Source organism: Providencia sp. PROV223, assembly GCF_028479245.1.
In the GTDB taxonomy this organism is placed as follows: Bacteria; Pseudomonadota; Gammaproteobacteria; order Enterobacterales; family Enterobacteriaceae; genus Providencia; species Providencia rettgeri.
On sequence record NZ_JAMPNG010000015.1, the window covers coordinates 35648 to 60297 of the forward strand.

The 24650-nt window shown below is 40.8% G+C and carries 18 protein-coding genes; 14 read left to right on the forward strand and 4 right to left on the reverse strand.

The features are described from left to right. The first annotated feature begins 18 nt into the window (after positions 1-18). The 8 genes from ileS (at position 19) to PR767_RS15875 (ending at position 12002) form a co-directional block, all read left to right on the forward strand. The gene (gene ileS, locus PR767_RS15840; RefSeq protein ID WP_004914683.1) at positions 19-2829 is read left to right on the forward strand and encodes an isoleucine--tRNA ligase; all 2811 of its coding nucleotides are present in this window, start codon (positions 19-21) and stop codon (positions 2827-2829) included. Next, positions 2829-3332, forward strand: coding sequence for a signal peptidase II (lspA, locus tag PR767_RS15845; RefSeq protein WP_109911860.1), 504 nt, complete (start codon positions 2829-2831; stop codon positions 3330-3332). Before ileS ends, lspA begins: the two co-directional genes overlap by 1 nt. 82 nt (positions 3333-3414) lie before the next feature. Then, complete coding sequence (gene fkpB / locus PR767_RS15850; protein WP_272520591.1) at positions 3415-3885, forward strand: FKBP-type peptidyl-prolyl cis-trans isomerase; 471 nt, start codon at positions 3415-3417, stop codon at positions 3883-3885. After that, on the forward strand, positions 3866-4819 hold the full coding sequence (ispH, locus tag PR767_RS15855; protein WP_004914678.1) for a 4-hydroxy-3-methylbut-2-enyl diphosphate reductase: 954 nt from the start codon (positions 3866-3868) through the stop codon (positions 4817-4819). The genes fkpB and ispH overlap by 20 nt, the downstream gene beginning before the upstream one ends. A gap of 290 nt (positions 4820-5109) precedes the next feature. Continuing rightward, complete coding sequence (gene dapB / locus PR767_RS15860) at positions 5110-5931, forward strand: 4-hydroxy-tetrahydrodipicolinate reductase (protein WP_272520592.1); 822 nt, start codon at positions 5110-5112, stop codon at positions 5929-5931. A gap of 445 nt (positions 5932-6376) precedes the next feature. After that, positions 6377-7540 (forward strand): glutamine-hydrolyzing carbamoyl-phosphate synthase small subunit, encoded by a 1164-nt coding sequence (gene carA / locus PR767_RS15865; protein ID WP_272520593.1) that lies wholly within the window; start codon positions 6377-6379, stop codon positions 7538-7540. Between the two features lie 15 nt (positions 7541-7555). Next, complete coding sequence (carB, locus tag PR767_RS15870; protein WP_109911863.1) at positions 7556-10777, forward strand: carbamoyl-phosphate synthase large subunit; 3222 nt, start codon at positions 7556-7558, stop codon at positions 10775-10777. 202 nt (positions 10778-10979) lie between these two features. Beyond that, positions 10980-12002, forward strand: coding sequence for a MerR family transcriptional regulator (locus PR767_RS15875; RefSeq protein ID WP_272520594.1), 1023 nt, complete (start codon positions 10980-10982; stop codon positions 12000-12002). Positions 12003-12042: 40 nt separating this feature from the next. Here the strand turns inward: PR767_RS15875 and PR767_RS15880 are convergent, their stop codons facing one another. Together PR767_RS15880 and metC are read right to left on the reverse strand one after the other, a co-directional pair. Further along, complete coding sequence (locus tag PR767_RS15880; protein ID WP_004914669.1) at positions 12043-12720, reverse strand: DedA family protein; 678 nt, start codon at positions 12718-12720, stop codon at positions 12043-12045. A gap of 163 nt (positions 12721-12883) precedes the next feature. Next, a complete protein-coding gene (gene metC, locus PR767_RS15885; protein WP_272520595.1) occupies positions 12884-14068 on the reverse strand; it encodes a cystathionine beta-lyase in 1185 nt (394 codons plus the stop codon). Between the two features lie 413 nt (positions 14069-14481). On the opposite strand from metC, the gene exbB reads away from it, so the two are divergent. The 4 genes from exbB (at position 14482) to yedF (ending at position 18836) form a co-directional block, all read left to right on the forward strand. After that, positions 14482-15423, forward strand: a complete 942-nt coding sequence (gene exbB / locus PR767_RS15890) for a tonB-system energizer ExbB (RefSeq protein WP_004914664.1) — start codon at positions 14482-14484, stop codon at positions 15421-15423. Between the two features lie 5 nt (positions 15424-15428). Further along, positions 15429-15854 carry a TonB system transport protein ExbD gene (gene exbD, locus PR767_RS15895; RefSeq protein WP_004905603.1) on the forward strand — a complete coding sequence of 142 codons (426 nt, stop codon included), beginning with the start codon at positions 15429-15431 and terminating at the stop codon, positions 15852-15854. Positions 15855-17385: 1531 nt separating this feature from the next. Then, a complete protein-coding gene (gene yedE / locus PR767_RS15900; RefSeq protein ID WP_272520596.1) occupies positions 17386-18600 on the forward strand; it encodes a selenium metabolism membrane protein YedE/FdhT in 1215 nt (404 codons plus the stop codon). Continuing rightward, positions 18597-18836 carry a sulfurtransferase-like selenium metabolism protein YedF gene (yedF, locus tag PR767_RS15905; RefSeq protein ID WP_004914660.1) on the forward strand — a complete coding sequence of 80 codons (240 nt, stop codon included), beginning with the start codon at positions 18597-18599 and terminating at the stop codon, positions 18834-18836. Before yedE ends, yedF begins: the two co-directional genes overlap by 4 nt. A 339-nt stretch (positions 18837-19175) precedes the next feature. Here yedF and PR767_RS15910 read toward each other — a convergent pair whose 3' ends face one another. Both PR767_RS15910 and rdgC read right to left on the reverse strand, forming a co-directional pair. Further along, complete coding sequence (locus PR767_RS15910; protein WP_004914659.1) at positions 19176-19691, reverse strand: GNAT family N-acetyltransferase; 516 nt, start codon at positions 19689-19691, stop codon at positions 19176-19178. Positions 19692-19928: 237 nt separating this feature from the next. Continuing rightward, positions 19929-20834 carry a recombination-associated protein RdgC gene (gene rdgC, locus PR767_RS15915; protein ID WP_004914657.1) on the reverse strand — a complete coding sequence of 302 codons (906 nt, stop codon included), beginning with the start codon at positions 20832-20834 and terminating at the stop codon, positions 19929-19931. A 189-nt stretch (positions 20835-21023) separates the two neighbouring features. Between rdgC and mak the strand changes: the two genes are divergently transcribed. Beyond that, a complete protein-coding gene (gene mak, locus PR767_RS15920; RefSeq protein ID WP_196718564.1) occupies positions 21024-21929 on the forward strand; it encodes a fructokinase in 906 nt (301 codons plus the stop codon). 765 nt (positions 21930-22694) lie between these two features. Next, complete coding sequence (locus tag PR767_RS15925) at positions 22695-24644, forward strand: bifunctional 2',3'-cyclic-nucleotide 2'-phosphodiesterase/3'-nucleotidase (protein ID WP_272520597.1); 1950 nt, start codon at positions 22695-22697, stop codon at positions 24642-24644. The last annotated feature ends 6 nt before the right edge of the window (positions 24645-24650 follow it).

A 24650-nucleotide genomic window follows, 5' to 3' on the forward strand; every position in this document is an offset into this window, starting at 1 on the left:
AATTGGAACTGAGAATCGATGAGTGACTATAAAAATACCCTGAATCTACCAGAAACAGGGTTCCCAATGCGTGGCGATCTCGCTAAACGCGAACCACAGATGTTAGAGCGCTGGTACAAAGAAGGTTTGTATCAGGCAATCCGTAAAGCAAAATCGGGCAAGAAAACCTTTATTCTGCACGATGGTCCTCCGTATGCTAACGGCAGTATTCATATTGGTCACTCAGTTAACAAAATTCTCAAAGATATTATTATTAAGTCCAAAGGGTTGGCGGGTTATGATTCCCCATACATCCCAGGTTGGGACTGCCATGGATTACCGATTGAACATAAAGTTGAACAAATCGTCGGTAAGCCAGGGGAAAAAGTTTCTGCCGCTGAATTTCGTGCACAATGCCGTCAATACGCTAAAGAGCAAATTGAAGGTCAAAAAGCTGATTTCATGCGTCTTGGTGTTTTAGGTGAGTGGGATAAACCTTATCTAACAATGGATTTTAAAACCGAGGCTCACATTATTCGAGCATTGGCGAAAACTATTGCAAACGGCCATTTAGTGAAAGGGGCAAAACCTGTTCACTGGTGTACAGCTTGCGGTTCTTCATTAGCGGAAGCTGAAGTCGAATATTATGATAAAACCTCGCCATCTATCTATGTTCGATTCCCTGCGGTAGATGGCAAAACCGTGTGCGAAAAATTTGGTGTGGCAAGTGACAAAACTCCGTCGCTGGTTATTTGGACAACGACACCTTGGACATTGCCAGCAAACCGTGCAATTTCATTAAATCCTGAATTCAAATATAACTTGGTTGATGCAAATGGCGAGTTAGTCATTTTAGCTGCTGACCTTGTTGAAGACGTGATGAAAACTGCGGGTATCACCGCATGGGAAGTTCTTGGTGAATGCGAAGGTTCAGCATTAGAATTGTTGCGCTTCCAGCACCCATTTATGGGCTTTGATGTTCCTGCTATTTTGGGCGATCACGTGACATTAGACGCAGGTACGGGGGCTGTTCATACCGCACCAGGCCACGGCCCTGAAGACTATGTTGTCGGGCAGAAATATGGCTTAGAAACGGCTAATCCTGTGGGCCCAGATGGCTGCTTCTTACCAAATACTTACCCAACATTAGATGGTGTATTTATTTTTAAAGCTAATGACCTTATCGTTGAATTATTGAACGAAAAAGGTGCGTTACTGTACAAACAAGCGATTCAACACAGCTACCCATGTTGCTGGCGCCATAAGACTCCAGTTATCTTCCGTGCTACGCCACAGTGGTTTATCGGCATGGATAAAAACGGCTTACGTGAACAATCTCTGAAAGAAATTGATATTGTTCAATGGATCCCGGGTTGGGGACGTGCACGAATTGAGTCTATGGTTGAAAACCGCCCTGACTGGTGTATTTCTCGTCAGCGTACTTGGGGTACCCCAATGTCGTTGTTTGTTCATAAAGACACTGAAGAGCTACATCCTCGCACGTTAGAATTAATGGAAGAAGTGGCTAAGCGTGTTGAAGTGGATGGCATCCAAGCATGGTGGGATCTTGACCCTGCCGAGCTTCTGGGTGATGAAGCTGAAATATATCGTAAAGTACCTGATACCTTAGACGTGTGGTTTGATTCAGGCTCAACGCATTTTGCGGTTGTTGATGCACGTCCTGAATTCCATGGTAATTCAGCGGATATGTACCTTGAAGGGTCGGATCAACACCGTGGCTGGTTTATGTCATCATTGATGTTATCAACAGCAATGAAAGGGAAAGCACCTTATCGCCAAGTGTTGACACATGGTTTTACTGTTGATGGCCAAGGCCGCAAAATGTCTAAATCTTTAGGCAACACAGTAAGCCCACAAGATGTAATGAATAAACTGGGTGCAGATATCTTACGTTTATGGGTTGCATCAACGGATTATACTGGCGAAATCGCGGTTTCAGATGAAATTTTAAAACGTGCTGCTGATTCATATCGCCGTATTCGTAATACTGCACGTTTCTTACTGGCTAACCTGAGTGGTTTCAATCCTGAAACCGATATGGTGAAACCAGAAGATATGGTGGTTTTAGACCGTTGGGCGGTGAGCCGTGCGTTAGAAGCTCAGCAAGAAATAGCCAAAGCTTATGATGAATACGACTTCTTGTCTGTTATCCAGAGATTAATGCATTTCTGCTCCATTGAAATGGGATCATTCTATCTGGATATCATCAAAGACCGTCAGTATACGGCGAAAAGTGATAGTTTAGCGCGTCGTAGCTGCCAAACTGCGTTATTCCATATTGTTGAAGCGTTAGTGCGTTGGATGGCTCCAGTTCTGTCCTTCACTTCCGATGAAATTTGGAATGAGTTACCAGGAAAACGCGCTCAATTCGTTCTTACCGAAGAGTGGTATGACGGTTTGTTTGGTTTAGATGAATCAAATGAAATGAACAACAGCTTCTGGACTGAGCTATTGGCTGTTCGTGGTGAAGTGAATAAGGTCTTAGAACAAGCGCGTACTGATAAGCTTATCGGGGGCTCATTAGAAGCTGCGGTGACATTGTATGCGGATAAAGCTCTGGCCGAAAAACTGCAAAGCTTGGGTGATGAATTACGCTTTGTTTTACTGACATCACAAGCCCATGTCGCTGATATCGCAACAGCTCCAGCAGATGCACAAGAAAGTGAATTGAAAGGCCTGAAAATTGCTTTCAGTAAAGCAGCGGGTGAAAAATGCCCACGTTGCTGGCATTATGCAAGTGATATCGGTTCTTCAAGCGAGCAACCAGAAATCTGTGGTCGCTGTGTCACTAACGTAGCCGGTAACGGCGAAACACGTAAGTTTGCTTAATGAAGACGCCAGTTTGTTCTACCGGTTTGCGTTGGTTATGGTTAACCATTGTGATCATCGTTGCGGATTTAGGCATTAAGCAATTAGTGCTTAGTGACCTAAATTTGTACGAACCGCATCCGATAATGCCATTTTTTAACATAATGTATGCGCAAAATTTTGGCGCGGCATTTAGTTTCTTGGCTGATGAAGGCGGATGGCAACGTTGGTTCTTTGCAGGTATTGCAATTGGGATCTCCGTTATCTTAATGGTTATGATGTATCGCCAAAGTGCACAAAAACGCCTATCTAACATTGCATATGCATTGATTATTGGTGGTGCTATCGGTAATTTAAGCGACCGTTTAGTCCATGGCTTCGTTATCGATTACCTTGATTTTTACGTCGGTAATTGGCATTGGCCGACATTTAACCTAGCGGATATGGCGATATGTATTGGTGCAGCTCTTGTGATTTTAGAAGGTTTCCTACCAGATAAATCAAAGCAAGAAAAAGCCAAATAAAATGGTAGTGCACTAGGTTAGAATGTAATAACTCACAGCCCAGATTTTCTGGGCTGAATTTTATGATAAATAGGTTTGGTTTATGTCTACTCAAATACAGGCGCAGAGCTCTGTTTTACTGCATTTCACACTGAAATTGGAAGATGGCTCTACGGCTGATTCCTCGCATGCACAAGGAAAGCCTGCGTTGTTTGTTTTAGGGAATGACTCCTTATCGCCAGAACTTGAAGCTCAATTGATTGGCCTTTATGAAGGTGAAAAGAAAAGTTTTTCGCTGCCCGGAGACACTGTTTTTGGGAAACATAATCCTGATTTAGTTCAATATTTTTCATTGCGTGACTTTATAGAAACAGGCATTCCTGAAATTGGTACGATAATGCTATTTACCGCGATGAATGGCAGTGAAATGCCAGGTGTAGTAAAATCAATTGAAGGTGAGTCGATTACTATTGATTTTAACCACCCTCTCGCTGAGCAGCAGATTAGTTTTGATATCGAAGTGCTTGAAGTAGACCCGCAATTGGAGAATCACAATGCAAATATTAATGGCTAACCCTCGTGGGTTTTGTGCTGGCGTAGACCGCGCAATTAGCATCGTAGAAAGGGCATTAGAAATATATGGTGCTCCGATTTACGTTCGTCACGAAGTGGTTCATAACCGTTATGTTGTTGATGATTTACGTCAACGTGGTGCTATCTTTATTGAAGAAATCTCAGAAGTACCGGATGGGTCAATCTTGATTTTTTCTGCGCATGGCGTTTCTCAAGCCATTCGCCAAGAAGCGCGTTCTCGCGATCTAACGATGTTATTTGATGCCACTTGTCCTTTGGTGACGAAAGTCCATATGGAAGTTGCACGAGCAAGTCGTAAAGGCAAAGAAGCCATTTTAATTGGGCATGCCGGGCATCCAGAAGTCGAAGGCACGATGGGCCAATATAGTAACCCTGAAGGCGGGATGTATCTTGTTGAGAGCCCAGAAGATGTTTGGAAATTAAAAGTGAAAGATGAAAATAATCTCTCTTTCATGACACAAACAACACTTTCTGTTGATGATACCTCTGATGTTATTGATGCACTGACTTCTCGCTTTCCAAGCATTGTAGGACCTCGTAAAGACGATATTTGCTATGCAACGACTAACCGCCAAGAGGCAGCGAGAGAACTTGCAGAACGCGCTGATATTGTTTTAGTCGTCGGTTCTAAAAACTCATCAAACTCAAATCGTCTAGCGGAATTAGCTTCGCGCATGCAAAAACCTGCATTTTTAATTGATGGTGCAGAAGATATTAAAACGGAATGGTTAGCAGATAAAAACATTATCGGCTTAACTGCGGGGGCATCAGCGCCAGACATCTTAGTTAGGCAAGTCATTGATCGACTTAAAGAGTTAGGAGCCGACTCGGTTGTTGAATTGCAAGGGCGTGAAGAAAATATCGTCTTTGAAGTCCCTAAAGAATTAAGAGTTGAGGTCAAAGAGATTAATTAATCATTTGGTTTTAATTACAGGAACAGCCGCTTTACCATTCCTATCTTTGCGGCTGTTTTAACCTTTTTATTCAAGTTGTTCCCTTCGCGTTTTCTCTCAATTAAAACTTTTACTGATAATCTCTATGCTTTCTACGCTTTTGTTAATAACTCTGCATTTTTGCTAGCAGAATACAGTCAGGATAGTTAATCTGTATCACAAACATTTCTAAACTGTGGGTAAAAATAGCCTTTTTATCCTAAACAACAGTTCAAATTTATATATTTGCATTAATTAAAAAAGGATAAACCATGGCAAATTCAGTGGTACGTGTCGCAATAGTTGGTGCAGGTGGACGTATGGGACGCCAGCTAATCCAAGCCGCACAACAACAAGATGGAATTCAATTGGGGGCAGCGATTGAGCGTGAAGGATCATCACTTATCGGAACCGATGCAGGTGAACTCGCAGGTATCGGTAAGTTAGGTATTTCCATTGTTGATTCACTTGACCAGGTTGTTAATGATTTTGATGTGGTTATTGATTTTACGCGTCCAGAAGGCACATTGCATTACTTAGCATTTTGTAAAGCCAACCAAAAAGCCATGGTCATTGGTACGACAGGGTTTGATGAGCAAGGGAAGCAAGCCATTGCCGAAGCTGCGAAATCTATTCCTATTGTCTTTGCAGCAAATTTCAGTGTTGGCGTCAATGTCGTACTGAAATTACTGGAAAAAGCAGCAAAAGTAATGGGAAATTACACGGATATTGAAATTGTTGAAGCTCATCACCGCCATAAAGTGGATGCGCCATCAGGTACTGCTTTAGCCATGGGGGAATCTATTGCTAGCGCGCTGGGTAAAAATTTAAAAGAGTGTGCGGTATATACCCGTGAAGGTTACACCGGGGAACGAGAACCTGGAACTATTGGCTTTGCAACTATCCGTGCTGGGGATATTGTGGGTGAACATACTGCAATGTTTGCAGATATTGGGGAGCGAGTTGAAATTAGCCATAAAGCCTCTAGCCGTATGACCTTTGCAAATGGCGCAATAAAAGCCTCAGGGTGGGTTTGTGCTAAAAATAATGGGTTATATGATATGAAAGATGTGCTTAATCTAGATGGTTTGTAGTTTTTTTATTTTTTATTTTTCTTTTAAATTATAATCTTAAAATTGATTTTTGTTATTATGATATCGATTTGAATTATTTTTATTCAAATCGATATTAATTTATGTTTTAATGGTTTTTATCTTCAGTTTTGCTCGTTAATTATCCTTTCTTCCTTCTTTTAGCTGGGTTATTATCAATAAACTAGTTATCTTGCTTTGCAACCGTTTACTTATTCATATTTACTGCTATTTATACTACTCATCCAACTAAAAGTGAGGTAGTTAAGTAAAAAAGTAAGATAAAAGTGAAAAAAATGCATTTTTTTCTAGACAAGACCCTATCTCATCATTAGAATGCGCGCAATTTGCCAAAAATTTGCTTAAAAACTCATTTTGGCATTGATTTAGATCGCAAAATCTGAATTAATATGCAAAAAACGTGATTTATTATTCTCCGGAGGGTGTTTTGATTAAGTCAGCTATATTGGTTCTGGAAGACGGAACCCAATTCCACGGGCGTGCTATCGGTGCAGAAGGCGCTGCTGTTGGAGAAGTCGTTTTCAACACGTCGATGACCGGATATCAAGAAATAATTACAGACCCTTCCTATTCCCGCCAAATTGTTACTCTCACTTATCCCCATATTGGTAATGTCGGCACTAATGCTGATGACGAAGAATCTCCAAATGTTCATGTTCAAGGCTTAATCATTCGTGACTTACCATTGGTATACAGTAACTTCCGCGGGCAAGAAGGGTTATCTGAATATCTAAAACGCCATAATGTGGTGGCGATTGCAGATATCGATACACGTAAATTGACACGTTTACTGAGAGAAAAAGGCGCTCAAAACGGTTGTATCATTGCGGGTGATAACCCAGATGTTGCACTGGCATTGGAAAAAGCGCGTAGTTTTTCAGGTTTGAATGGGTTGGATTTAGCAAAAGAAGTCTGCACTAAAGAGATTTATAACTGGTCCCAAGGTTCATGGACGCTGGAAAATGGCCAGCAAGGCGCAAAAACTGCGGATGAACTCCCTTTACATGTTGTCGCTTATGACTTCGGTGCGAAGCGCAATATTTTACGTATGTTAGTTGACCGTGGCTGCCGTTTAACGGTGGTACCAGCAACAACACCCGCAGAAACTGTATTAGCGATGAACCCCGATGGTATTTTCTTATCGAATGGCCCTGGTGACCCAGCCCCATGCGATTACGCCATCAAGGCCATTGAAACATTTTTAACCACAGAAATTCCAGTATTTGGTATCTGTTTAGGGCACCAGTTACTTGCCCTGGCGAGTGGCGCTAATACCATGAAAATGAAGTTTGGCCATCATGGTGCTAACCATCCAGTTAAAGATTTAGATAAAGATGTGGTGATGATCACGGCGCAAAACCATGGTTTTGCTGTTGATGAATCGACACTTCCCGACACACTGCGAGTGACTCACAAGTCGCTGTTTGATGGAACATTGCAAGGTATTCACCGTACGGATAAACCAGCATTCAGTTTTCAAGGCCACCCAGAAGCAAGTTCAGGGCCACATGATGCGGCAAATTTATTCGACCATTTCATTGAATTAATTAATGAATACCGTCAGAACACACCTCGTCAAAACGCACAATAATCGGGAGCAAAAGAAATGGCAAAACGTACTGATATAAAAAGCATTCTGATTTTAGGTGCCGGCCCGATTGTGATTGGCCAAGCATGTGAATTTGACTACTCAGGTGCTCAAGCATGTAAAGCACTGCGTGAAGAAGGCTACCGCGTAATCTTAGTTAACTCGAACCCTGCGACAATAATGACTGACCCAGAAATGGCAGATGCAACTTACATCGAGCCGATTCACTGGGAAGTTGTGCGTAAAATCATCGAAAAAGAGCGCCCAGATGCAGTATTACCAACCATGGGTGGCCAAACCGCACTGAACTGTGCGCTTGAATTAGAGCGTAAAGGCGTTTTAGCCGAGTTCGGCGTCACTATGATTGGGGCAACGGCAGATGCAATCGATAAAGCTGAAGATCGTCAACGTTTTGATAAAGCAATGAAAAAAATCGGCTTGGGCACTGCACGCTCAGGTATTGCACATAATATGGAAGAGGCATATGCCGTTGCAGATGCGGTCGGCTTTCCCTGTATTATTCGCCCATCATTTACGATGGGAGGCACCGGTGGCGGTATTGCCTATAACCGTGAAGAGTTTGAAGAAATCTGTACTCGCGGTTTAGATTTGTCCCCTACTAACGAATTATTGATTGATGAATCGTTAATTGGCTGGAAAGAATACGAAATGGAAGTTGTCCGCGATAAAAAAGACAACTGTATTATCGTTTGTTCCATTGAAAACTTCGATGCCATGGGGATCCACACGGGGGATTCTATCACCGTAGCCCCGGCTCAGACATTGACCGATAAAGAATACCAAATCATGCGTGATGCATCGATGGCAGTATTGCGTGAAATCGGCGTTGAAACGGGCGGCTCTAACGTTCAATTTGCGGTAAACCCTAAAGATGGGCGCTTAATTGTTATTGAAATGAACCCACGGGTTTCGCGTTCATCAGCGCTTGCTTCTAAAGCGACGGGCTTTCCAATTGCAAAAATTGCGGCAAAATTAGCAGTGGGTTATACCCTTGATGAGTTAATGAATGACATCACTGGTGGCCGTACTCCGGCATCATTTGAGCCTTCCATTGACTATGTTGTGACAAAAATTCCACGTTTTAACTTTGAAAAATTTGCGGGCACGAATGACCGACTAACAACGCAAATGAAATCTGTCGGCGAAGTAATGGCTATTGGTCGCACATTCCAAGAATCAATGCAAAAAGCATTACGTGGCTTAGAAGTAGGCGCAACAGGCTTCGACCCGAAAGTGGCCCAAGAAGATCCTGAAGCACTAACTCGCATCCGTCGTGAGTTAAAAGATGCAGGTGGAGAACGTATCTGGTTTATCGCGGATGCGTTCCGTGCCGGTCTTTCTGTTGATGGTGTTTTCAATTTAACCAATATTGACCGCTGGTTCTTAGTGCAAATCGAAGAATTGGTGCGTTTAGAAGAAGAAGTGGCTGAATTAGGCATCAATGGCCTAACTAAGGACTTCTTACGTGTACTTAAGCGTAAAGGATTTGCAGATGCACGTCTGGCAAGTTTAGTCGGTGTTTCTGAAGCAGAACTACGCAAACTACGTCAAGGCTATGATTTACATCCCGTTTATAAACGTGTTGATACCTGTGCGGCAGAGTTTGCAACAGACACGGCTTATATGTATTCCACATACGAAGATGAGTGTGAGTCAAACCCAAATAATGCTAAACCGAAGGTGATGGTATTAGGCGGTGGGCCAAACCGAATTGGGCAAGGGATTGAATTTGACTATTGCTGTGTACATGCATCTCTAGCGTTACGTGAAGACGGCTATGAAACCATTATGGTGAATTGTAACCCAGAAACTGTTTCAACCGATTACGACACGTCAGACCGTCTCTATTTCGAACCTGTCACTCTTGAAGATGTGCTGGAAATTGTACGCATCGAGCAGCCAAAAGGTGTGATTGTGCAGTATGGTGGTCAAACACCATTAAAATTAGCTAGAGCGTTGGAAGCTGCGGGTGTTCCTGTTATTGGTACGAGCCCAGATGCCATTGACCGCGCAGAAGACCGTGAACGTTTCCAGCAGGCCGTTAATCGCTTGAACTTAAAGCAGCCACAGAATGCAACTGTCACTGCTATTGAGCAAGCAGTTGAAAAAGCAGCTGTTATTGGTTATCCACTGGTTGTTCGCCCATCCTATGTGTTAGGTGGCCGTGCAATGGAAATCGTATATGATGAAATCGATTTGCGTCGCTATTTCCAAACGGCGGTAAGCGTCTCTAACGATGCGCCAGTGCTACTTGATCGCTTCTTAGACGACGCAGTTGAAGTTGACGTAGATGCGATCTGTGACGGTGAGATGGTGCTGATTGGCGGTATCATGGAGCACATTGAGCAAGCTGGCGTGCACTCTGGTGACTCTGCATGTTCACTACCTGCATATACACTTAGCCAAGAAATCCAAGATGTGATGCGCGAGCAAGTCCGCAACCTTGCCTTCGAATTACGTGTACGTGGCTTGATGAATGTGCAGTTTGCCGTCAAAAATAACGAAGTTTATTTAATTGAAGTCAATCCACGTGCCGCAAGAACTGTGCCTTTTGTCTCTAAAGCAACAGGTGTACCATTAGCGAAAGTTGCAGCGCGAGTGATGGTAGGGCAAACCTTGGCACAGCAAGGAGTAACGGAAGAAGTTATTCCACCATACTACTCTGTAAAAGAGGTCGTATTGCCATTTAATAAATTCCCTGGGGTTGACCCAATTCTTGGGCCTGAAATGCGCTCAACAGGTGAAGTAATGGGTGTCGGCCGGACATTTGCAGAAGCATTTGCTAAAGCGATGTTAGGCAGTAGCTCGACGATGAAAAAATCAGGCCGTGCACTGTTATCCGTTCGTGAAGGGGATAAAACACGTGTGGTTGATTTAGCCGCTAAGCTGTTAAAACACGGCTTTGAGTTAGATGCTACTCACGGTACGGCGATTGTGTTAGGAGAGGCTGGGATTAATCCGCGCCTCGTCAACAAAGTTCATGAAGGTCGTCCACACATTCAAGATAGAATTAAGAATGGTGAATATGATTACATTGTGAATACCACTGCAGGTCGTCAAGCTATTGAAGACTCAAAATTAATTCGTCGCAGTGCATTGCGTTACAAAGTTCACTATGACACGACGTTAAATGGCGGCTTTGCCACCACGATGTCGCTCAGTGCAGATCCAACAGATACAGTAATCTCTGTACAAGAAATGCATGCATTAATTAAGTAATTATTTAATAAGTCACCTATGTAAGCCTCAGTATTCAATTTACTGGGGCTTTTTTATGGCTACTTTTAAACTATCGCTAGCGAGAAAATAATTGTCTGGTGATATTGTGGGTAAAATATAATTCCAATAAAAAATGCAAAATTGAGATTGACTCTCACGTAACGTGAGGCACTAACCTTGGTCGCAATTACAGGAGGAACCTATGCTATTTCAAGTTGGTGAGATTGCGGAAAAAACAGGATTAACCATCCGTACACTGCATCATTATGAAGAAATTGGCTTATTGGTACCAACTGCAAGAACCGATGCGGGTTATCGGCTTTACAACATGCAATGCATAGAGCGTTTAACGCAAATTCAATTGCTACGGCAGGTTGGAGTCAAACTGAAAAACATCGGTGAATTACTGGATGGCCAGAGTGGAGATATAACGAGTTTGCTGCAAGAACGAATTGCATTATTAACGGAACAAATGGAGCAAATGGCGACATTACGTTATCGATTAGAGCAATTACACAAGCAAATGCAAACAGGTAATAGTTTAACTCAGGCTGATTGGTTTTCTGTATTGGAGATGATGTCGATGTTTGATAAATATTTTACCCCTCAAGAATTGGAACAATTACCACTCTATACGGCGCACACGCTGAAAAACCAAGAGTGGCAACAGCGCGTAGCAACGGTAAATAAGTTGATGGAACAAGGTGTAACACCTCAATCTATCGAGGTGCAACAAATCGCACATGAATGGATGACGGCATTAGAAAGAGATACCGGAGGCAACCCGGATTTCTTTGCACGATTGAATCGAATTCATTTATCGGATAACACGTTAGCCTATTCATCAGGTATTTCTGTTGCAATGATCCAATATGTAGCAGAGGGTTTTAGTGAGTACCAATTATCACTGTTTAAACCTCATTTAACCGCGGAGCAATTTGCTTTTGTTCAGCAGCATTATTTTTCCTCAGGTGAGGTGTGGCCCGAATTAATCGCAGGTTTATATAATGCATTAAAAGCACATAAATCCCCAGGCTCACCCGAAGTACAACAATTAGCGAAAACATGGTTAGCGATGTTCAACCAGTTTACGGGGGGAGATCCTGAGCTACAAGAGAGAATTCGGGTAATTTATCGTGAGGAACCCAAGACTTCGCAAGGAACATGGATGACAGCAGAAATTGGCCAGTACTTATTTTCTGCTATTAGTTTGATGGATCAATAAAACCAAATGGCCGCTAATTAGCGGCCATTACTCGGTCATACTATGATTTTTCTTTGCTACCAGAGAGTGCCTTTCGGTGTTTCCAATACATTACAATTGAACCAATTAGCCCACTAATTAGTAGGATGACAGGGATAATCATTAGCGCACTAATAACAATTTGCTCATGTTCTTTCACAAAAGGAATTTGGTTTAAGGCATACCCCAAGGTGACAATCAAGCCAACCCATAACAAGCCACTTAGCCAGTTAAAAAATTGGAAACGGCGGTGACTTAATTCAGATAACCCAGCGAGCAAAGGTAATATTGTTCTGACAAATGCAAGGAAGCGGCCGATAAGTAGGGCGTATAATCCTTGCTTATTAAACATATTATTTGCTTTGGTGTGATATTCCTCAGGAATTTGCGCTAACCAGCGTTTCACAACCTTGGTTTCACTTAACCATCGGCCTTGTAGAAAACCTAACCAGCAACCTAAACTGGCTGCTGTTGTTAGCAATAGTATTGTGGGAATAAAGTGTAAGACCCCTTTGGCAATTAATGCACCTGAAAGGATCAACAAGGTATCACCGGGTAGGAAAGCGGCGGGAAGAACGCCATTTTCTAAAACAATGACAACAAAAAGTACGGTATAAATAACCCAAAGCACTTCAGGGTTGGAGAGTTTAAGGAAATCGTGGTGCCAAAGTGCCAGTACGATTTCGCGTAGGACTTCCATAATCATTCCTGTATCTGCGTAAAAGCGAATTTCTTTATCATCTATATTACAGGAAAAAAAGGGTTCAAGTTTGATTTGTTTGATGAATTAATCATTGAGTGGATAAATTGCAGGAAATATTTAATGATTATCCTGCAATTAACATCTTGATTTAAGCTACAAATTAAATTCGCTCAAAAGCTAATTGTAAGTCGTGAATTAAATCATCGGTGTGCTCTAAACCGATATGCACTCGGAAGAAGGTGCCTTCTTTTGGTGAAAAATCATACTGCCGCATACTGAGCAAATCTTCTTTTTGGTATCCCAAAATCAGCGATTCAAAGCCCCCCCATGAATAACCCATTTTAAAATGATTAAAATTATCAAGAAAAGCGGTAAATTGCTCCGTGGTTAAGCGTGATTTTAGTTGGAAAGAGAACAGACCATTAGAGCCTGTAAAATCACGAATAAAGAATTCATGACCCGGAGAATTCTCAAGTGCCGGGTGAAAAACCTGTTCAACTTCAGGACGTTGCTGTAACCAATTAGCAACTTGTAAGCTATTAATTTGATGCTGTTTTAATCGAGTCGGTAATGTATGCAGGCCACGATTAGCCATATAAACAGTGTCTGGGTCAGCTGTTTGACCTAAGAGATAGGAATTTTCACGTAATGTTTCAATACAGCGTTGGTTTGCCACAGCAAGGCCGAGCATTCCGTCGGAATGGCCATTGATATATTTAGTTGCTGATTGGATTGAAACGTCAACATCAAATAATAATGGTTTAAGTAAGACGCCCGCAGCCCAAGTGTTATCAATCATAATGACAATTTCAGGCGATTTAGCACGTATAGCTTTTACGATTGCAGGTAAGTCATGAACTTCCATGGTGATAGAGCCGGGGGATTCTAAGAATACAATACGTGTATTGGATTGTATTAAATCAGCAATCCCCGTTCCGATTAAGGGATCAAAATACGTGGTTTGAACATTTAACTTAGTGAGAATATTGTCGCAAAAATTTTGGGTTGGATCATAAGCTGAACCGGTAACAAGGATATGTTCGCCTGCAGAGATAAAGGACAAAATGGCACTGGTAATTGCGGCAGCACCTGAAGGGTAAAGGACACAACCTGCACCTGCTTCTAATTCTGTCATGGCTTCTTGGAAAGCAAAATGTGTTTGCGTACCACGGCGCCCATAAAATAGTACGTTATTTGCACGATGGCGAGTTGCATGTCGTTTTTCTTCAAGCGTATCAAAAATAATAGAAGAAGCACGTTGAATAACGGGGTTTACTCCTTTTTGTGTGTATTTAGGGTTTCGCCCAATATGAACTAATTGTGTTTCAGGTTTTATGTCTGCCATGATTTTTCCCTACACAGGATGTGAACTAGTTAAACTCAAAGGTGATTTATACTAAGACGTTAAATGATCCTGATAGAAATGTAACCTGAGTATTCTTCAACTTTCAATTCATAGGTAAGTCTCATTTTCTCAGGTTGCGTATGAACACTTAATTGAGCTATGAATTATTAAGGAAAATAACCGCATAATAGAGAAGGACATGTTTGTCTAAACGCAAAAAAATATAAAAAAATCGCGAATACTAATGATAATTACTATCAATTCGCGCTGTGTTTGATATCATCAGCACCGTCTTTTTGAAAAGAGACGGACAGCGCGAGTCAAATTTCGCTTTTAAAGGTTAGTCGATGAATGGCACAATCATCGATATGAATTTTATTATACAACACTAAAAAGAGAGTAAAGGCCAACTGATGCGTAAACTAACAGCTTCTATTCTATTGGCGTTCGGCTTGATGGGTACGGCAGTCGCTGAAACCACACCTGCAACAACACCAGCTGCGTCTCAAAATACACCATCAACACAACCGGCAGTAAACCCGGCTGCACCAACAACAACACCAAGTGCTGAAGTTGCATCAGTACCCGCTGAGCCTGTACAAGGCGAAGCTGTGAACACAACAGTTGTTAATGAAAACATTGAAATTGCAACAGAAGCACCAACAGGAGGTTTTGATCAAGACTTATCTGTTTGGGGAATGTACCAAAATGCAGATAACGTGGTTAAAACCGTTATGATTGGTTTGGTGATTGCTTCTGTTATTACATGGGCGCTATTTTTCTCAAAAGGTTTGGAGATTTTAGTTGCTCGCCGTCGCTTAAAAGCAGAAGCGAAAGCGATTGCTGAGGTAAAATCACTTGATGAGGCGGTCAGTATTGCAGAAGGCTTCAAAGCAAATAGCATTACTCGTATGTTATTAAATGAAGCTGTTACTGAGCGAGCTTTATCAGCGAATAGCTCTGATTTATCAGGTACAAAAGAGCGCACATCATTCCGCCTAGAAAGGGCTGTTGCTGCTATTAGCCGTTATATGGGGCGTGGCAATGGTTATTTGGCTACTATTGGTGCGATTTCTCCATTCGTCGGTTTATTTGGAACTGTCTGGGGGATCATGAATAGCTTTATCGGGATTGCCCACTCACAAACGACTAACCTTGCTGTTGTTGCGCCAGGTATTGCAGAAGCATTATTAGCAACAGCAATCGGTCTTATTGCCGCTATCCCTGCGGTTGTGATTTATAATATTTTTGCTCGTATGATCAACAACTATCGTGGTCAAGTAGGAGATGTCGCTGCTCAGTCCGCATTGTTACTGGGGCGTGATCTTGATCTGGCAAATAGCAAAGCAAGGTAATTATTATGGCAATGCGTTTAGGTGACGAACAAGACGATAGCGGTGAAATGCATGAAATTAACGTAACACCTTTTATCGATGTTATGTTGGTTTTATTGATTATCTTTATGGTTGCGGCACCATTGGCAACAGTTGATATTAAAGTCGACTTACCCGCCTCGACAGCGAAGCCGCAGCCGCGTCCAGAAAAACCCGTTTTTTTAACGGTGAAATCGGACAGCCAGCTTTTTATTGGGGACCAAGCTGTGACAAAAGAACAGCTTGCTTCTACACTTGACCAAGCAACAAGTTCTAATAAGGAAACGACAATCTTTTTCCAAGCGGACAAGAGTGTTGATTATGAAACTATGATGGATGTAATGAATGCATTGCGTCAATCTGGGTACTTGAAGATTGGTTTAGTGGGTATGGAAGCAACAACTTCAAAATAAGCGAATTACATCGTATAAACGCGTTTTATCGTTAAGGGTAAAACGCGTTTTTTTATTATCTAACTATGCCTTAAGGTAAGCCTGTGGCGATCTAATTTACCTTTGGCACTATTTTTGTCTATCTCATCACATTTATTTTGCTAATTAGATTTCTTTTTAAGAATTTTATTCTTATTTGACGCTTTCTATTCGTAATTTGATAGGCTGGGGATGGCTATTGCACTCATTGTTTCACTCTATTTAGGATATTTTTGCTTGTATTTTCTATAAGCAATGAAACATCTTATTAATTTTTATAATGAATCATTGTTTGTTTTTTCTTTATTATCACAGTAATGTCTATTGATTTTACCTTTTTTACTATTTATCTATTAGTTACATTGATTCATTTTCTTGGTTTTTTAATTTTTAAATGCGAGTTAAATAGCATATTAATGCTGATTATTTTATCAAAAGTAATGCAATAGCGATGTGAAACTTAACGAAAAATAAACCATATTATAAGTAAGGATTTATGTGGGGATCATTTTTAATCTATTTGACCTAATTCCTTATCAGATTGGTGGTTATTTTGTAAGGGAAGGATTCATCAGAAAAGTTATTATTTATCATGAGCCTGATTGTTTTTATATTTAATTCGTAGGTTAATAAATTTTAATTACGTAAATACCATTAATATTTATAATTGAAAAATATGTAAGTTTTATTAATGTTCAGAAGGTTTTATTATTCCAGAAAATATATTTGTAAAGCTATGTGATATATATTAATTAATATTAAATTTACTTTTAAATTTTAAGTAAATTGTTTTCTATAAAAAATGTAAATTGTTTGTAATATCTTAACTATAGGTTAAATATTTTGCCTGATTTCGGTTTTTCAATGTATCTGTTTGATTTTAATTGTTTTATTGCATGGTTTTTGTAGCTTATCATGAAAATAAAAAAACACTTGCGCAACAAAAGTGTTGCGCTATAATGCAACCAATAACATTTAGAAACACTTTTAAATACTTTATTATACTGAGTTATCTATTTTTATAATTTACTTATGCTAGGGAATCAATAAGGCCAATGCTAATTTGGAAATAATACAAAGTTAGTGAACGTTTAGGCCTTTGTATTAAAAATAGTTATAATTACTTAACAAGTAGGTCAGCTAAGTGAACGTATTTATACTGTGAGATAAGTGTTATTACTGGAGTCAAATGGGCTGACTACAGACTACGCATAGCAAGCGTCGCCGTAATAAGGCAATTTCATATTATACTCTTCTATAGATAAAATAAGACTACACTTCCAGCGTTATCATTGAGATAGCGCTTTTTTTTTATTCCCATCTATTTCTTTAAATCTGAGTGTGCTCAAGATCAATCTGTCTCTCGTTTTATGATGAAATAACTTCACGAAAAAATTTATCGGAGTATGATGTTGCCACTTCGCTGTGGGGATCGATATAAATACTTATAACGATAATTATACAACGGCGAATTTCTCTGCCAAGGTCTGGCGTGAATGAATTGGAAGTAACAATGACTTGGTCTGATTTTAAATCTCGCTATCTCATCGGTTTTTGGAAACCATTACCTGCAGTTATTGCCGCAGGTATCTTATCAACCTATTACTTTGGCTTGACCGGCACATTCTGGGCGGTCACGGGTGAGTTTACGCGTTGGGGCGGGCACATCATGCAATTATTTGGTGCAGAGCCAGAGACATGGGGCTATTTTAAAGTTATTGGTTTTGAGGGTACACCTCTGGATCGTATTGATGGCGTGATGATCATTGGTATGTTTGCCGGGTGTTTTTCCGCTGCATTATGGGCCAATAATATTAAATTACGAATGCCTCAGCATCGGATACGTATTTTTCAAGCTATTTTAGGCGGTATTATCGCTGGATTTGGTGCTCGTTTGGCGATGGGGTGTAATTTAGCTGCATTCTTTACTGGTATCCCTCAATTTTCATTACACGCATGGTATTTTGCTGTTGCTACTGCGGTAGGGTCATACTTTGGTGCGAAATTCACACTAATGCCAATGTTTCGCATTCCTGTGAAACTGAAAAAAGTCAGCACCGCATCGCCGTTAACACAAAATCATAATGTGGCGAAAAGGCGCTTTAAACTGGGAATGGTTATTTTCACTTTAGCACTGGCTTGGGGCTTTTATAGCTTATTAGACTCCCCAGTAATGGGGTTTGCCATTTTATGTGGTATTGGCTTCGGGTTACTGATTGAAAGAGCACAAATTTGTTTTACCTCTGCATTTCGTGATCTGTGGGTCACCGGACGCACCCATATGGCGAAAGCTATCATTATTGGTATGGCGGTCAGTGCGATTGGTATTTTCAGCTATGTGCAGTTAGGTGCAACGCCAAAAATTTTATGGGCTGGGCCGAATGCCGTCATTGGTGGATTACTGTTTGGCTTCGGTATTGTACTCGCTGGTGGCTGTGAAACGGGCTGGATGTACCGTGCCGTAGAAGGCCAGGTTCATTATTGGTGGGTAGGTTTTGGTAATATTATTGGTGCTACAGTACTGGCTTACTACTGGGATGACTTAGGCCCTTGGCTAGCGACTGATTTTGACAAAGTTAATTTACTTGAAACCTTTGGACCAGAAGGTGGATTACTGGTCACTTATGGGTTATTAGCGGTCGCATTTGTACTGATGTTGGTCTGGGAAAAACATTTTTTCCGTAAACGTTCTCAAAAAGCATCTAATGTATCCGTGGAGGTTGTATGAGTAAGAAAGACATTATCCCTGATTACCGGTTAGATATGGTCGGCGAACCTTGTCCATACCCAGCAGTGGCAACATTAGAAGCAATGCCATCGTTGAAAAAAGGTGAAATATTAGAGGTAGTAAGTGATTGCCCGCAGTCGATCAATAATATTCCTCTGGATGCGAAAAACTACGGTTATACTGTGTTGGATATTCAGCAAGATGGGCCGACTATTCGTTATCTTATCCAAAAATAACGAATACGCGTCATATTTTGCACTGTCGCGGCGTTGGCTTCATGCGTTAGCCCTAGTCACATACTTGTGTATGCTCCTAGGGTCTAACGCATTTGCCGCCTTGCGACAGCACAAACTATTTAGCGTATTGGTATTGGTCATGCTTCGTGCTGTAGCGTTGTTGACTGCACTTATAGGCTTACGCCTATTCCCTAATCACACTGCATGCTCCTAAGGCTCGGTTCGCTTGTCGCCTAGTTACAACCCAAATTATATAGGGTATCTTAGTGATACCCTGTAAATATTAAAGCGGTCGGTAAACCGGGAAATTGAACACGGTTAGTATAGGTGGTAGTTCGATTACTCTTCTTGTTCTTGCCAATTAGTAATATCTAGAACCAACTCACATTCGTCATCCATATAAGCGCCTGTTGGAACAAAACCAAGCTTTTTGTAGAACTCAAATGGGCTTTCTTCCCCTTCACCACAGCTATTATAAAGGCGAGGATAACCTTTTCTCTTTAAATACTGGATGACTTGAACTAAAGCTTCTCGGCCAAACCCCAGTTTTTGGTAGGGTTCTGCAATCATAAAGCGCCAAAGCATAATGCCGTCATATTCTAACTCATCGTCATCTAGCCCTGAATGCAGCATGATAAAACCAACAGGGACATCATCAGCGTATATGCCTCGATACCATGCACAATCAGAAAATTGTGCTTCCACCATGGAATAGGCGTTATCTGCTACCATATTACGCTGTGCCTCACTAAGTGTATGACTTAGTAAGCAAATTTCAGAAAAATTTTCTGCAGTGACTTTTTGTAGGGTAACCAGTGAATTTTCATCTAATTCAGGTTCGATGAGCTCTTTCATAACATTTCCTTCGACAGAATATTGACCATAATCATCAGTGATGGATTATTTTTATTATTGTTGTTGAACATAATTAAATATCAGAAATTTGCGATATGGATATAAATCAATCAACCAGAGATTTCACAACCAGTCAATGACTTAATTGTGGCTATGTAAGCGGGATCTAAAAAGTGATGGCAACTTACTTAAGTGTTAGTTGCCATTGTGAGAGCAATAGAGGATATGGAAACAAATTTAGTGTTCGGCTTCACCACCTAAGACATCAATCAAGCGAGCGATTAATGCACTGAGTTCACCGGTCATTAAGACGTAATCAGCATCAAATTTTTGAGCGTAGTCTTCTTTGGCGATGTCATCATTTTGGTCTTTTAATGTATCGCTAAATTTGAGGCGTTTTAGTGAACCATCGTCAGATAACATGAACTGGATACGCTCTTCCCAATCTAAGGCCAGTTTGGTAACGAGCTTGCCAGCTTCAATGTGGTTTGCGATTTCATCAGAAATTAGGTCTTGCTTCTTACAGCGGATAATACCACCTTCTTCTAAGATAGCTTTTAGCTCTGCTTCATCCATGACAGCAAAGCCTTGTGGTAATGAGCCTGAACGGATCCACTCAGTAAGTGTTAGCTCTATAGGGTCTTTAAAAGTCAGAGGAACGACAGGTAAAGAACCTAAGCTTTTGCGGAGTAAGGCTAAATTGTCTTCAGCGCGTTTTGCACTTGCGGCATCAACAATAATTAATTGATTTACAGTATCGATCCAAATGTAGGTTTTACTAAATTTACTAAATGCGCGAGGGAGTAAAGCATGGACGACTTCATCTTTTAAGGAGTCTTTTTCGGTTTTTTTTAATTTACGCCCTTGTTCAGCTTCTAGTTTTTCAATTTTATCCTGTAGTTCTTGCTTTATTACAGGAGATGGCAGCATTTTTTCTTCTTTTTTAGCACAAATAAGAATTTGATTACCCGCAGCATGCGTCAATGCATCACCACCATTCATAGGGGAAACCCAGCCAGTTTGCATCATGTCTTGGCTACCACAAGGATGATAGGCGAGGGCGGCAAGCTGTTTCTCTAAATCATCTGCGGAGAGTGCCAAATCCCGATTTAGGCGATAGACCAATATATTCTTGAACCACATGAAAAACCTACCTTTGTTGATAAATAGCCAGTTAGAGCAGGGGGCTATGATAGCGAATTGTCTGTTATTAAGCGAAAAAAAATACGTTGACGTTGAGGGCTGCTATCATTTCATTAGCTAACTATTGATAATACTCCTCAAATCAAGCCATGATAACCATAGAACCCTTGAATAGTAGAGAGCATCATAATGAGAATAGGTATTGACCTTGGTGGAACCAAAATTGAAGTTATTGCATTGGATGACAGTGGTAATACTTTGTTTCGTAAACGTATTCCAACACCTCGTGGTGATTATGATGCGACACTTAAAGCGATCGCGAGTTTAGTGGCGGATGCAGAAACGGCGACGGGGTTGTCAGGCAGTGTTGGTGTTGGGATCCCTGGAACCTTGTCTCCAGTGACAGGAAGAGTTAAAAACGCCAATTCCACATGGCTTAATGGCAGACCGTTCGATGCCGATTTAAGTTATTTATTAAACCGTAAAGTAAAAATGGCAAATGACGCTAATTGTCTCGCCGTCTCTGAGGCCGTTGATGGTGCAGGAGCAGGCGAGAAAGTCGTGTTTGCCGTAATTATCGGAACTGGATGTGGTGCAGGAATTGCAATAAATGGGCAAGTGCACTCAGGGGGAAATGGCGTTGCAGGGGAATGGGGTCATAACCCTCTACCATGGCAAGATGAGCAAGATAGGCAATTTCTAGTAACAGAAAACTGCTATTGCGGGCTGACAGGTTGCACGGAATTGTTTGTCTCAGGCACAGGGTTTATGGCGGATTACGCGAAAATGTCAGGAAGCCAAAAAACGGGAATGGAAATTGTCGAATTAGCACAATCAGGTGATAAATATGCCAAGATCGCACTGGAAAATTACCTCAACCGCCTCGCAAAAGCCCTCGGACAAGCCATTAATATGTTAGACCCAGACGTGATAGTGCTAGGGGGCGGAATGAGCAATGTCGATTACTTATATGAAGCGTTGCCAGCAAGGATCCGCCAATGGGTATTTGGTGGGGAGTGTGATACGCCTATTCGTAAAGCGGTGCATGGCGATTCGAGTGGGGTGCGCGGAGCCGCTTGGCTATTTTCGTCCTAATTTACGCTGTAGCGTTGTTGGCGGCGCTTGGCTACTCGGGTCACATACTAATGTATGCTCCTATCTTTTCGTCATACTTCAAGCTGTGGCTGCGTTGGCTTCATTCAGTCACTCTAGTCACATACTTATGTATGTTCCTTGAAATGACCTCATTTTTCCGCCTTGCCACAACTTGAATTATTTAAAAAAAATGTAGTTTACTTTGAGGAGAAAACGACAAATTATCTTATTTTCGCCTAGTTATGGTACACATAAGTTAGAAAATAATATTGATATTTTAATGCTTAAATAATCATCTTTTTTTACTTAAATTAAATTTTAATTAATTGAAGATGATTTAATAAATATATTTATTAAATCAAATTTGATAAGTAAGATTGATTATTTTATTTATGTAACGAATTGTGGTTTTTTAATCAAAATAAGTTTACTTTGTATTAAGTGATATAAATCACAATTCTTTTTTTACTTCAAAAAATATTCACAATACCTCGACAAGATAATTTCAATTATTTTGGGTGAATTTGTCATCATTAATTCATTTTTGTGAGCTATATAAAAATCAAGCCCAATAAAAAGATGAAAACCGTGATTTAGTCACAAAAAATGGTTAGTGTTTGCAGTGTATTATCATTAAAAATTGACGTCATGCACATAGTGTAAAATTTTAACGCTATTTTTGTTGTTTATTTGTTCAATTTTACAGGATAGGTACTCAAATTTGAGAGGCAATTTTCTCTCAAAAATGGCAACTAAGGGGATTACATGAATAAAGTATTAAAACTTTCAACACTTGCTATGTTAGTCGCATTTAATGCGAACGCAGCAACGGTTGATTTACGCGTAATGGAAACATCGGATGTTCACAGCAACCTCGTTGACTTTGATTATTATAGAGACAAGCCGACAGAGCAATTTGGTTACGTACGTACCGCGACATTAATTAAAGCCGCTAAACAAGAAGCAACAAACTCAGTATTAGTGGACAACGGAGATTTAATCCAAGGTAGCCCATTAGCAGACTATATAGTAGGTGAAGGTTTAAAAGACGGTGAATCTCACCCGGCACATAAACTTTTAAATACTATGGGTTACACCGTAGGTAACTTCGGTAACCATGAGTTTAACTTTGGATTAGAGTTCTTACACAAAGCGATTGATGGCGCAAAATTCCCATACATTAATGCCAATATTATCGACGCGAAAACAGGTAAAAACTACTTTAACCCATACATTATTGTCGATACACCGGTTAAAGATAGAGACGGCAAAACACACACCATCAAGATTGGTTATATTGGTTTTGTTCCACCACAAATTCTCATTTGGGATAAACCAAATTTAGAAGGCAAAGTATTAGTTAATGACATTACTGAAACCGCGAAAAAATTTGTACCTCAAATGAAAAAAGAGGGAGCAGATTTAGTTGTTGCGATCCCTCACTCTGGTTTCTCGCAAGAGCCATATAAAGCAATGGCTGAAAACTCAGTTTATTACCTCAGCGAAGTTCCGGGTATTGACGCGATTATGTTTGGCCACTCACACGGTGTGTTCCCAAGCAAAGATTTCAGTGATATCAAGGGTGTTGATGTTGCGAAAGGGACTGTTAATGGCGTGCCAGCCGTCATGCCAGGGCAGTGGGGTGATCATTTAGGTGTTGTTGATTTAGTGGTCAATAATGATGATGGTGCTTGGAAAGTAGTTGATGCAACCGCTCATGCACGTCCTGTCTATGACAAACCAAATAAGAAAGCCTTGGTTGAACGCGATGGCGACCTCGCAAAAATTATTGAGCAAGAACACCAAGATACTCGTAAATTTGTTGGGAAACATATCGGTAAAGCATCCGAAAACATGTACAGCTATTTAGCATTGGTTCAAAGCGACCCAACTGTACAAATCGTGAATGACGCCCAAATCGATTACACCAAAAACTTTATTCAAGGTGACCCTGATCTGGCTGATTTACCGGTTCTTGCAGCCGCAGCACCATTTAAGGCAGGCGGTCGTAAAAATTCACCAACTGAATTCATTGAGGTCGAAAAAGGTGATTTAACCTTCCGTAATGCTGCTGACTTATATTTATATCCAAATACGTTGGTTGTGGTTAAAGCGACCGGTGCGGATGTCGTCGAATGGTTAGAATGTTCAGCGGGAATGTTCAATCAAATCAACCCACAATCAACAGCACCACAAAACTTATTGAATTGGAATGGTTTCAGAACTTATAACTTTGATACAATTAGTGGTGTAAATTATCAAATCGACTTGACTCAACCAGCGAAATACGATGTTGATTGCCAAACTGTCAACAAAGATGCTAACCGAATCAAAAATGTCACCTATCAAGGTAAGCCGATTGATCCAAAAGCCACCTTCTTAGTGGCAACGAATAACTACCGTGGCTACGGCGGTAAATTTGCGGGAACAGGTGATAATAATGTTGCATTTGCATCTCCGGATGAAAACCGTTCTATTTTAGCGGCTTATATTGCTAAAGAGTCTAAAGATAAAGGACAAATTGCGACTAAAGCGGCTAATAATTGGTCATTCACACCAATTAAAACAGACAAAAAACTGGATGTTCGCTTTGAAACAGCACCAAGTGAAAAGGCTGCAAACTTTATCAAAGAAAATGCACAGTATCCGATGAAACAAATCGGTACTGATGATATTGGTTTCGCTATTTATCAAATAGACTTAACTGAGAAGTAATTTTAA

Excerpts from the sequence above, each read along its gene's own strand:
- ileS (WP_004914683.1), top strand. The coding sequence starts at position 19 with ATGAGTGACTATAAAAATACCCTGAATCTACCAGAAACAGGGTTCCCA.
- lspA (WP_109911860.1), top strand. The coding sequence starts at position 2,829 with ATGAAGACGCCAGTTTGTTCTACCGGTTTGCGTTGGTTATGGTTAACC.
- fkpB (WP_272520591.1), top strand. The coding sequence starts at position 3,415 with ATGTCTACTCAAATACAGGCGCAGAGCTCTGTTTTACTGCATTTCACA.
- ispH (WP_004914678.1), top strand. The coding sequence starts at position 3,866 with ATGCAAATATTAATGGCTAACCCTCGTGGGTTTTGTGCTGGCGTAGAC.
- dapB (WP_272520592.1), top strand. The coding sequence starts at position 5,110 with ATGGCAAATTCAGTGGTACGTGTCGCAATAGTTGGTGCAGGTGGACGT.
- carB (WP_109911863.1), top strand. The coding sequence starts at position 7,556 with ATGGCAAAACGTACTGATATAAAAAGCATTCTGATTTTAGGTGCCGGC.
- PR767_RS15875 (WP_272520594.1), top strand. The coding sequence starts at position 10,980 with ATGCTATTTCAAGTTGGTGAGATTGCGGAAAAAACAGGATTAACCATC.
- PR767_RS15880 (WP_004914669.1), bottom strand. The coding sequence starts at position 12,720 with ATGGAAGTCCTACGCGAAATCGTACTGGCACTTTGGCACCACGATTTC.
- metC (WP_272520595.1), bottom strand. The coding sequence starts at position 14,068 with ATGGCAGACATAAAACCTGAAACACAATTAGTTCATATTGGGCGAAAC.
- exbB (WP_004914664.1), top strand. The coding sequence starts at position 14,482 with ATGCGTAAACTAACAGCTTCTATTCTATTGGCGTTCGGCTTGATGGGT.
- exbD (WP_004905603.1), top strand. The coding sequence starts at position 15,429 with ATGGCAATGCGTTTAGGTGACGAACAAGACGATAGCGGTGAAATGCAT.
- yedE (WP_272520596.1), top strand. The coding sequence starts at position 17,386 with ATGACTTGGTCTGATTTTAAATCTCGCTATCTCATCGGTTTTTGGAAA.
- yedF (WP_004914660.1), top strand. The coding sequence starts at position 18,597 with ATGAGTAAGAAAGACATTATCCCTGATTACCGGTTAGATATGGTCGGC.
- PR767_RS15910 (WP_004914659.1), bottom strand. The coding sequence starts at position 19,691 with ATGAAAGAGCTCATCGAACCTGAATTAGATGAAAATTCACTGGTTACC.
- rdgC (WP_004914657.1), bottom strand. The coding sequence starts at position 20,834 with ATGTGGTTCAAGAATATATTGGTCTATCGCCTAAATCGGGATTTGGCA.
- mak (WP_196718564.1), top strand. The coding sequence starts at position 21,024 with ATGAGAATAGGTATTGACCTTGGTGGAACCAAAATTGAAGTTATTGCA.
- PR767_RS15925 (WP_272520597.1), top strand. The coding sequence starts at position 22,695 with ATGAATAAAGTATTAAAACTTTCAACACTTGCTATGTTAGTCGCATTT.